9 protein-coding genes and 1 tRNA gene are annotated in these 9,985 nt (G+C 67.3%); 7 read left to right on the forward strand and 3 right to left on the reverse strand.

The genetic code is table 11. The features are described 5' to 3' along the window. The first annotated feature begins 622 nt into the window (after positions 1 to 622). The 5 genes from HET64_RS31685 to HET64_RS31705 all read left to right on the forward strand — a co-directional run bounded on the left by HET64_RS31685 (position 623) and on the right by HET64_RS31705 (position 6,312). Positions 623 to 1,834 carry a branched-chain amino acid ABC transporter substrate-binding protein gene (locus tag HET64_RS31685; protein WP_215110599.1) on the forward strand — a complete coding sequence of 404 codons (1,212 nt, stop codon included), beginning with the start codon at positions 623 to 625 and terminating at the stop codon, positions 1,832 to 1,834. Between the two features lie 114 nt (positions 1,835 to 1,948). Continuing rightward, entirely contained in the window at positions 1,949 to 2,878 is a 930-nt protein-coding gene (locus HET64_RS31690; RefSeq protein ID WP_215110593.1) for a branched-chain amino acid ABC transporter permease, read from the forward strand. Further along, the gene (locus tag HET64_RS31695; RefSeq protein WP_215110594.1) at positions 2,878 to 4,671 is read left to right on the forward strand and encodes a branched-chain amino acid ABC transporter permease; all 1,794 of its coding nucleotides are present in this window, start codon (positions 2,878 to 2,880) and stop codon (positions 4,669 to 4,671) included. The genes HET64_RS31690 and HET64_RS31695 overlap by 1 nt, the downstream gene beginning before the upstream one ends. A 4-nt stretch (positions 4,672 to 4,675) precedes the next feature. After that, positions 4,676 to 5,599, forward strand: coding sequence for an ABC transporter ATP-binding protein (locus tag HET64_RS31700; RefSeq protein ID WP_215110595.1), 924 nt, complete (start codon positions 4,676 to 4,678; stop codon positions 5,597 to 5,599). Then, the gene (locus tag HET64_RS31705) at positions 5,596 to 6,312 is read left to right on the forward strand and encodes an ABC transporter ATP-binding protein (protein WP_097934349.1); all 717 of its coding nucleotides are present in this window, start codon (positions 5,596 to 5,598) and stop codon (positions 6,310 to 6,312) included. Before HET64_RS31700 ends, HET64_RS31705 begins: the two co-directional genes overlap by 4 nt. Before the next feature lie 77 nt (positions 6,313 to 6,389). Here the strand turns inward: HET64_RS31705 and HET64_RS31710 are convergent, their stop codons facing one another. Beyond that, positions 6,390 to 7,046 (reverse strand): ANTAR domain-containing response regulator, encoded by a 657-nt coding sequence (locus tag HET64_RS31710; protein WP_003969810.1) that lies wholly within the window; start codon positions 7,044 to 7,046, stop codon positions 6,390 to 6,392. 99 nt (positions 7,047 to 7,145) lie between these two features. Between HET64_RS31710 and HET64_RS31715 the strand changes: the two genes are divergently transcribed. Then, positions 7,146 to 7,218: transfer RNA gene (locus HET64_RS31715), tRNA-Leu, on the forward strand. Positions 7,219 to 7,329: 111 nt separating this feature from the next. Then, complete coding sequence (locus HET64_RS31720) at positions 7,330 to 8,109, forward strand: helix-turn-helix domain-containing protein (protein WP_215110596.1); 780 nt, start codon at positions 7,330 to 7,332, stop codon at positions 8,107 to 8,109. A 17-nt stretch (positions 8,110 to 8,126) separates the two neighbouring features. On the opposite strand, the gene pyk is transcribed toward HET64_RS31720, so the two are convergent. Continuing rightward, a complete protein-coding gene (pyk, locus tag HET64_RS31725; protein WP_215110597.1) occupies positions 8,127 to 9,566 on the reverse strand; it encodes a pyruvate kinase in 1,440 nt (479 codons plus the stop codon). Between the two features lie 120 nt (positions 9,567 to 9,686). Next, the coding region (locus tag HET64_RS31730) for an SIMPL domain-containing protein (protein ID WP_215110598.1) at positions 9,687 to 9,985 on the reverse strand (299 nt) is incomplete at its 5' end.

Raw genomic sequence — 9,985 nt, forward strand, 5'->3', positions numbered from 1 at the left:
GCCAACCCCCGCGCCCCACACGGCGCGACCCCACCTGCCCGGCCAGAATCACACCCCGTGCATTCCGGCCGGGCAGTGCCATATCCCCATCAAAGAACGTCAGTTGACCAACACACTCGGTCAACTTCCTTGACGTCACAGCGTGTTCCGTGAGCCACTCAGCAGCCACATCAGTCCCGCGGCCCCGCCGACCCGAGCACCGATGTAACACTGCGTAACGTGCAGGCAATGCGGAATCCAGCCGCACACCCCGGCCGCGGACACCCGGGGATCTTCGCCGCGCCCACCGCGACCATCGAACCGCGTCAGCACCAAGATCACCCCAAGCCCCTTAGCAGAGCTGCGCGTTCTCACCATGTGGTCCTTTCGCACTCCAGGCGAAACCGTCACATGTCCTCACAGGAACCTCAAGCCTTGCTCAAGGGCATAACAAGAGAGTCACATCCACCGCCGACCGGTCCCGATGGCCCCCGGCTGCGCTTAGAGTCACCGCCAGTCACCGCGCCGCCGGGCGCGTCTGCTGCACGGCCCTGTACCAACCCAGTACGGCCCGGCGATCGTCACGGCACCTCAAGCAGAGGAGGCCGCGCCAGGGAAAGGACTTTTCGTGCGACACCGTTCTTTGCTCACACTCACCGCAGTGCTCACCACCGGAGCACTCACCCTCACCGCCTGCGGTTCGCGCGACGACAGCAAGAGCAGCAGCGGCGACGGAGGCAACCAGACGGTCGTCATCGGCCTCGACGCCCCGCTCACCGGCGACCTGTCCGCCCTCGGCCTCGGCATCAAGAACTCCGCCGAGCTCGCCGTCAAGACGGCGAACAAGGACAAGACCGTCCCCGGCGTCACCTTCAAGCTGGAGGCGCTCGACGACCAGGCCCAGCCCTCCGTCGGCCAGCAGAACGCCGTCAAGCTCATAGGCACCGACGAGGTCCTCGGTGTCGTCGGCCCGCTGAACTCCGGCGTCGCCCAGTCGATGCAGAAGCCGCTCAACGACGCCAAGCTGACCCAGGTCTCCCCCGCCAACACCGGCACGGAGCTGACCCAGGGCAACAACTGGAAGACCGGCGACAAGAAGCGCCCGTACGCGTCCTACTTCCGCACCGCCACCACGGACCAGATCCAGGGCGCCTTCGCGGCCAAGTACCTCTTCGAGACCGCGAAGATCAAGGACGTCTACCTCATCGACGACCAGAAGCCCTACGGCGCCGGTCTCGCCGCCTCCTTCAAGGCGAAGTTCACCGAGCTCGGCGGCAAGATCGTCGGCAGCGACCACGTGAACCCCGAGGACCGCGACTTCAACTCCGTCGCCACCAAGGTCAAGAGCTCCAAGGCCAAGGCCGTCTACTACGGCGGCGAGTACCCCGCCGGCGCCCCGCTGAGCCAGCAGATCAAGGACAGCGTCAAGATCCCCTTCATGGGCGGCGACGGCATGTACAGCGCCGACTTCATCTCCCTCAACAAGAAGGCCGAAGGCGACATCGCCACCTCCGTCGGCAAGCCCGTCGAGGAGCTGGAGTCCGCCAAGAAGTTCATCGCGGACTACAAGACCGCCGGCTACAAGGACGCCTACGAGGCCTACGGCGGCGGCACCTACGACGCCACCTGGGCCATCATCGAGGCCGTCAAGATCGTCGCCGCCGAGAACGACGGCAAGATCCCCGCGGACGACGGCCGCGCCAAGGTCCTCGCGGCCATGGACAAGGTCAAGTTCGAGGGCGTCACCGGCCCCGTCTCCTTCGACGAGTTCGGCGACACCACCAACACCCTGATGACCGCCTACCAGGTCACCGGCGGCAAGTGGGTCTCCAAGGTCAGCGGCACCGTCGAGTAATCACCGGCCGGGCCACACCCCCGCCACCATCACACAAAGCAACCAGACCGCGCGGGAGCGCTACGAGCCCTCCCGCGCGGTGCCATATCCGAACCACTCCACGGAGGCCCTGCGGTGAACGAACTGCCGCAACAGCTGGCCAATGGACTCATCCTCGGCGCGATGTACGGTCTCATCGCGATCGGTTACACGATGGTCTACGGAATCATCCAGCTCATCAACTTCGCGCACGGCGAGATCTTCATGATCGGGGGCTTCGGAGCCCTCACGGTCTACCTCGGGCTTCCGTCCGGATTCTCCCTCATAGCCGCGATACCCCTCATGATCGTCGGCGGCGTCATAGCCGCCGTCGCCATCAGCATGGCCGCCGAACGCTTCGCCTACCGGCCCCTGCGCGGCGGTCCACGCCTGGCACCACTCATCACCGCCATCGGGCTCTCCCTCGCCCTCCAGCAAGCGGTGTGGATGTGGTACCCCAACGCCACGAAGGACCGTTCCTTCCCCCAGTTCGAGGGCGAAGCCTTCGACATCCTCGGCGCCACCATCCAGCGCGGCGACGTCTTCGTCCTCGTCGTGGCCCCCCTGTGCATGCTCGCCCTCGGCTTCTTCGTCTCCAAGACCCGGGCCGGCCGCGGCATGCAGGCCACCTCGCAGGACCCCGACACCGCCAAGCTCATGGGCATCAACACCGACCGCATCATCGTCATGGCCTTCGCCATCGGTGCCGCGTTCGCCGCCGTCGCCGCCGTCGCCTACGGGCTCAAGAACGGCCAGATCGGCTTCCGCATGGGCTTCATCATGGGCCTCAAGGCCTTCACCGCGGCCGTGCTCGGCGGCATCGGCAACATCTACGGCGCCATGCTCGGCGGCATCGTCCTCGGCGTCGCCGAAGCCCTCGCCACCGGCTACATGAGCGAAGTCCCCGGCATGGAACTCTTCGGCGGCGGCGCCTGGAAGGACGTATGGGCCTTCGCACTCCTCATCATCGTCCTCCTCGTACGCCCCCAGGGCCTGCTCGGCGAACGCGTCGCGGATCGGGCGTGATGACCATGACCAACAAGACCACACCCGCCAACAGCGCCCTCATCGCGCTGCCCGCCGCCCGCCACCTCACCACCGCCGGCGCGGCCATCGCCCTCATCGGCACCTTCCTCGCCTGGACCTGGACCGCCGAATTCCCCGGCGACCTCACCGTCACCGGCTACCCCGGCGGCCTCCAGGTCCTCACCCTCGTCAGCACCGTCCTCACCCTCCTCTTCGCCCTCTCGGGCTACGGGATCAAGGGACTCGGCTGGCTCACCCCGGGCGGCGCCAACAGCCCCGTCCGACTCGCCGCCCTCGGCACCCTCGGCACCCTCGGCTTCACCGTCGGCGCCATCGCCGTCAAGCTCGGCGGCGTCGTCAACCTGGAACCCGGAGCCTGGGTCAGCCTCACCGGCGCGATCATCGCCACCGTCGCCGCCCTCGGCCTCCCCGCCGACCAGGAACTCGACGACACCACCCGCCCCACCCCGCTCAACCGCTTCGTCAACAGCCTCCGGGCCCCCGCTCCCACGCGCGCCAAGGACCTCCCCAACTGGGCCGAGATCCTCATCATCGCCGGAGCCTTCGGCGTCGCCCTGCACGTCTTCACCTACGGCATCGACACCGAGTACGCCGAACTCTTCATCGGCTACATCATCAGCGTCGCGTTCGGCTTCACGGCCCTCACCCGGGCCGGGCTCATCGCCCGCATCACCCGGCTGACCACCAAGCACCGCAACGTCACGCTCGCCGCCGCACTCATCGCGGCGTTCTGCTTCCCCTTCACCCAGCAGAACGAGCAGTACGCCCTCATCGGCGCGAACATCCTCATCTTCGCGACCGTCGCGCTCGGCCTCAACGTCGTCGTCGGCCTCGCCGGCCTCCTCGACCTCGGGTACGTCGCCTTCCTCGGCGTCGGCGCCTACGCCGCCGCCCTGGTCTCCGGCTCCCCGCTCTCCCCCGTCGGCGTCCAGTTCCCCTTCTGGGCCGCCGTCCTCACCGGCGCCGCAGCCTCACTGATCTTCGGCGTCGTCATCGGCGCCCCGACCCTGCGACTGCGCGGCGACTACCTCGCCATCGTCACCCTCGGATTCGGCGAGATCTTCCGGCTCACCGTCAACGCCCTCAACGGCGTCAGCGGCCCCGACCTCACCAACGGCTCCCAGGGCATCCCCAGCATCCCCGACCTCAACCTCTTCGGCTTCGACTTCGGCGTCAGCCACGACATCGCCGGATTCACCCTCGGCAGGTCGGCCAACTACTACCTGCTGATGCTCGTCTTCACCGCCGTCGTCGTCCTGGTCTTCCGACGCTCCGGAGAATCCCGCATCGGCCGCGCCTGGGTCGCCATCCGCGAGGACGAGACCGCGGCCACCGCCATGGGCATCAACGCCTTCCGGCTCAAGCTGCTCGCCTTCGCCCTCGGCGCCACCCTCGCCGGACTCGCCGGTACCGTCCAGGCCCACGTCTCCTACACCGTGACGCCCGAGCAGTACCAGTTCGCCGGCTCCGTGCCCCCGAACTCCGCCTTCCTCCTCGCCGCCGTCATCCTCGGCGGCATGGGAACCCTCAGCGGACCCCTCGTCGGCGCGGCACTGCTCTACCTCATCCCGGCCAAGCTGCAGTTCATGCAGGACTACCAGCTCTTCCTCTTCGGCATCGCGCTCATCCTCCTGATGCGCTTCCGCCCCGAAGGGCTCGTCGCCGACCGCAGGAAGCAGCTCGAATTCCACGAGACCGGCCAACTCGACGTCCCGGCGGAGGACGCCCCACTCACCCGGACGACCGCCGGCACCACGAAGGCGGGGGCGTGATCACATGACCACCGAAACCAGCACCCCGACCACCACCACGGTCCTCGACGCCAGCGGCGTCACCATGCGGTTCGGCGGACTCACCGCCGTCCGCAACGTCGACCTCACCGTCAACAGCGGCGAGATCGTCGGTCTCATCGGCCCCAACGGCGCCGGCAAGACCACCTTCTTCAACTGCCTCACCGGCCTCTACATCCCCACCGAGGGCAAGGTCAGCTACAAGGGCACCGTCCTGCCGCCCAAGCCCCACCTCGTCACCAAGGCCGGCATCGCCCGCACCTTCCAGAACATCCGGCTCTTCTCCAACATGACCGTCCTGGAGAACGTCCTCGTCGGACGCCACACCCGGACCAAGGAAGGCCTCTGGTCGGCCCTCCTGCGCCTCCCCGGCTACCACAAGGCAGAAGACGCCAGCCGCGAACGCGCCATGGAACTCCTGGAGTTCATCGGCCTCCAGGACAAGGCCGACCACCTCGCGCGCAACCTCCCCTACGGAGACCAGCGCAAGCTGGAAATCGCCCGCGCACTCGCCAGCGACCCCGGACTCCTCCTCCTGGACGAGCCCACCGCAGGCATGAACCCCCAGGAAACCCGCGTCACCGAAGAACTCATCTTCGCCATCCGGGACCAGGGCATCGCCGTCCTCGTCATCGAGCACGACATGCGGTTCATCTTCAACCTCTGCGACCGCGTCGCCTGCCTCGTCCAGGGCGAGAAACTCGTCGAGGGCACCCCCAGCGCCGTCCAGGCCGACGAACGCGTCGTCGCCGCCTACCTCGGCACCCCCTTCGAAGGCGCCCCCGGCGCCGAAGAAGTCGCCGAGGTCGAAGCAGCCGAAGCCCACGCCGGAACGACCACCAGCACCACCACTCCGGCGAAGGACACCACGCCCGACACCACCAGCACCGATGAGGAGGGCACCCGATGACCGCACTGCTAGAGGTCGAAGACCTCCGGGTCGCCTACGGCAAGATCGAAGCGGTCAAGGGCATCTCCTTCACCGTCGACGCCGGCCAGGTCGTCACCCTCATCGGCACCAACGGCGCGGGCAAGACCACCACGCTGCGCACCCTCTCCGGACTGCTCAAGCCGCTCAGCGGCCGCATCCTCTTCGAGGGCAAGCCGCTGGCCAACATCCCCGCCCACAAGATCGTCTCCCTGGGCATCGCCCACTCCCCCGAGGGCCGCCACATCTTCCCCCGGCTGACGATCACCGAGAACCTCCTCCTCGGCGCCTACCTCCGCAACGACAAGGCGGGCATCGAGAAGGACGTCCAGCGCGCCTACGACCTCTTCCCCATCCTCGGGGAACGCCGGAAGCAGGCCGCGGGCACCCTCTCGGGCGGAGAGCAGCAGATGCTCGCCATGGGACGCGCCATGATGTCCCAGCCCAAGCTGCTCATGCTCGACGAGCCCTCCATGGGACTCTCCCCGATCATGATGCAGAAGATCATGGAGACCATCGTCGAGCTCAAGGCGTCGGGCACCACGATCCTGCTCGTCGAGCAGAACGCCCAGGCCGCCCTGTCCCTCGCGGACCAGGGTCACGTCATGGAGGTCGGCAAGATCGTCCTCTCCGGCGCGGGATCGGACCTGCTCCACGACGAGTCGGTCCGCAAGGCCTACCTCGGCGAGGACTGACACCCCTGCCGTACGCGAGAGGCCCGCACCCGGTTCGCCCCGGGTGCGGGCCTCTCGCTTCTCGTACGTCCACGCGGCTACTCGGCCGACTTCTTCTTCTCCTCGGCGTCCTCGATCAGCGCCTCCGCCAGCTGCTGCATCGACATCCGGCGGTCCATCGACGTCTTCTGGATCCACCGGAACGCGGCCGGCTCGGAGAGCCCGTAATCCGTCTGCAGGATGCTCTTGGCCCGGTCCACCAGCTTCCGGGTCTCCAGCCGCTGCGAGAGGTCCGCGATCTCGCTCTCCAGCGCCTTCAGCTCCGCGAACCGGGAGACGGCCATCTCGATGGCCGGCACCACGTCGCTCTTGCTGAACGGCTTCACCAGATACGCCATGGCCCCGGCGTCCCGGGCCCGCTCGACCAGGTCGCGCTGCGAGAAGGCGGTGAGCATCAGGACCGGGGCGATGGACTCCTCGGCGATCTTCTCGGCGGCGGAGATCCCGTCGAGGACCGGCATCTTCACGTCCAGGATGACCAGGTCCGGCTTGTGCTCCCGGGCCAGCTCGACGGCCTGCTGCCCGTCGCCCGCCTCACCGACCACGGAGTAACCCTCCTCCTCCAGCATCTCCTTGAGGTCGAGGCGGATGAGGGCCTCGTCCTCGGCGATGACGACGCGGGTCGTCAGCGGCGGGACGTGCGACTTGTCGTCGTCGACGGCGTCTACGGGCTGGGGCGACTCGGGGGTGGTCACGGGGCTCCTCGGTAAGGACAGGGGTGAGCTCCCAAGAGCCTACCTAGTTACGGTATGTTTGAGGCACGGAGGGTCACCGCTATCCTTCGTTTCGAAGGGGCCCCGGTAGCCCAGCGGCAGAGGCGATGGATTCAAAACCCATACAGCGTCGGTTCGAATCCGACTCGGGGCACTTCTCCTTGGATTCCAAGGTCTAGCGGTAATTTGACGATCTTCACCCTTGCCGGTGAACGCACCTTCGAATCGAGCGTGCACTTTCGAAGATCGCGCAAGACTCCGCCGCATGGAGCAGCACAACCCGTCGAAACGCGACGAAGCACTCGCCCTCTTGCGGAGCGGCACCACCAACCGAGCAGTGGCGGAACGCCTCAACGTGCCGCGCGGCACCGTGGGCTGGTGGCTGCACGAGGACCGCAAGCGGCGCGGAGTGCAGTACGAGCAGCCCACCGACTGCCCCGTCTGCACGGGCCGGGAGCTCGTCCGTCCGGCGTACGCCTACTTACTGGGCCTGTATCTCGGCGACGGCCACATCACGTCGAAGCGCAAGCAACACCACCTGTCGATCTTCTGCGACGCCGCCTGGCCGGGAGTCATCGACGAGGCGGAGGCAGCCATGCGCAGAGTCATGCCCATGCCGCGCACCGGGCGGCGGCATAGGAGCAACTGCGTCGAAGTGAAGTCGTACAGCAGACACTGGACCTGCGCCTTCCCTCAGCATGGGCCAGGCAAGAAGCACGAGCGGCCGATCGTACTCGAAGCATGGCAACAGGAGATCGTCGACTCCCACCCCTGGCACCTCGTCCGGGGCCTCGTCCACTCCGACGGATGCCGGAACATGAACTGGACGACCCGGATCGTCAAAGGCGAACACAAGCGCTACGAATACCCCCGGTACTACTTCACCAACGTCTCCGACGACATCCGCCGCCTCTACACCGACACCCTCGACGCGCTCGGCATCACCTGGACGCACTGCACGCGCGCGGGCAAGCCCTACAACATCTCCGTAGCCCGACGGGCATCCGTAGCCCTCATGGATGCGCACGTCGGGCCGAAATACTGAGCTGATCCCGAGCCGCCCTACTTCGGGCTGTCGTCCTCGCCGATGTGGTGGACGCGGACCAGGTTCGTGGAGCCCGCGACGCCCGGCGGGGAGCCGGCGGTGATGACCACGACGTCGCCCTTCTTGCAGCGGCCGATGCGCAGCAGCTCCTCGTCGACCTGGGCGACCATCGCGTCCGTGGAGTCGACGTGCGGGCCGAGGAAGGTCTCGACGCCCCAGGTCAGGTTGAGCTGGGCGCGGGTGGCCTCGTCGGGGGTGAAGGCGAGGAGCGGAATGGGTGAGCGGTAGCGGGAGAGGCGCTTGACGGTGTCGCCGCTCTGGGTGAAGGCGACGAGGAACTTCGCGCCGAGGAAGTCGCCCATCTCGGCGGCTGCCCTCGCGACGGCGCCGCCCTGGGTGCGGGGCTTGTTGCGCTCGGTGAGGGGCGGGAGGCCCTTGGCGAGGAGGTCTTCCTCGGCGGCCTCGACGATGCGGGACATGGTGCGGACGGTCTCGATGGCGTATTTGCCGACGCTGGTCTCGCCGGAGAGCATGACCGCGTCGGTGCCGTCGATGATGGCGTTGGCGACGTCGGAGGCCTCGGCGCGGGTGGGGCGGGAGTTGTCGATCATCGAGTCGAGCATCTGGGTGGCGACGATGACCGGTTTGGCGTTGCGCCGGGCGAGCTTGATGGCGCGCTTCTGGACGATCGGGACCTGTTCCAGGGGCATTTCGACGCCGAGGTCTCCGCGGGCGACCATGATGCCGTCGAAGGCGGCGACGATGTCGTCGATGTTGTCGACGGCCTGGGGCTTCTCGACCTTGGCGATGACGGGGAGGCGGCGGTTCTCCTCGTCCATGATGCGGTGGACGTCGTCGATGTCGCGTCCGGTGCGGACGAAGGACAGGGCGATGATGTCGGCGCCGATGCGCAGGGCCCAGCGGAGGTCGTCGATGTCCTTTTCGGAGAGGGCGGGGACGGAGACGGCGACGCCGGGGAGGTTGAGCCCCTTGTTGTCGGAGACCATGCCGCCTTCGATGACGGTGGTGTGGACGCGGGGGCCTTCGACGCCGGTTACTTCGAGGGTGACGCGGCCGTCGTCGACGAGGATGCGTTCGCCGGTGGTGACGTCGGCGGCGAGTCCATCGTAGGTGGTGCCGCAGATGTCGCCGGTGCCTTCGCCTTCGAGGGGTTCGACGGTGATGGTGAAGGTGTCGCCGCGTTCAAGGAGTACGGGGCCTTCGCGGAAGCGTCCGAGGCGGATCTTCGGGCCTTGAAGGTCGGCGAGGATGCCGACGTTGCGGCCGGTCTCCTCGGACGCCTTGCGGACGTGGTGGTAGCGCTCTTCGTGTTCGGCGTAGCTGCCGTGGCTGAGGTTGAAGCGGGCGATGTCCATTCCGGCTTCGACCAGGGCTTTGATCTGGTCGTATGTGTCGGTTGCGGGTCCCAGGGTACAAACGATTTTCGCTCGGCGCATGGTTCGAGACTAAACCTTACCTACGGGTAGGTATTTGGCTCTGCGTGACACCTCAACAACCTTTGGATGAAGGGTTATTGACAACTGTTGAATTGTGCGGAGGGGTGCTCTGATGAGCGTTTATCCGAGGTTCGGCGGGATGAGGGTGAAGGCCGCTTCGACCTGGGCGTCGATGTTCTGGCGTACGGGTTCGAGGTCGAGGGGGGCCGCTTCGGCGGCGGTTTCCGCGCGGGCGGAGCGCATGATCCCGGCGCCGCCGTAGGTCGCGGTGGTGAAGGTGGCTCCGCCGACGCTTCCGGTGTCGCTGAGTTCGAGGAGGGCGCCGAGTCGGGTGTCGAGGGCTTCGGCGTATTCGCGGGCGCGCTGGAGGGCTTCCTGGACGGCTTGGCGGCGGGCGGCGGCGTGGTGGGGGGAGGTGG

The sequence above is a fragment of the Streptomyces sp. McG3 genome, assembly GCF_018619185.1.
Classification (GTDB): Bacteria; Actinomycetota; Actinomycetes; order Streptomycetales; family Streptomycetaceae; genus Streptomyces.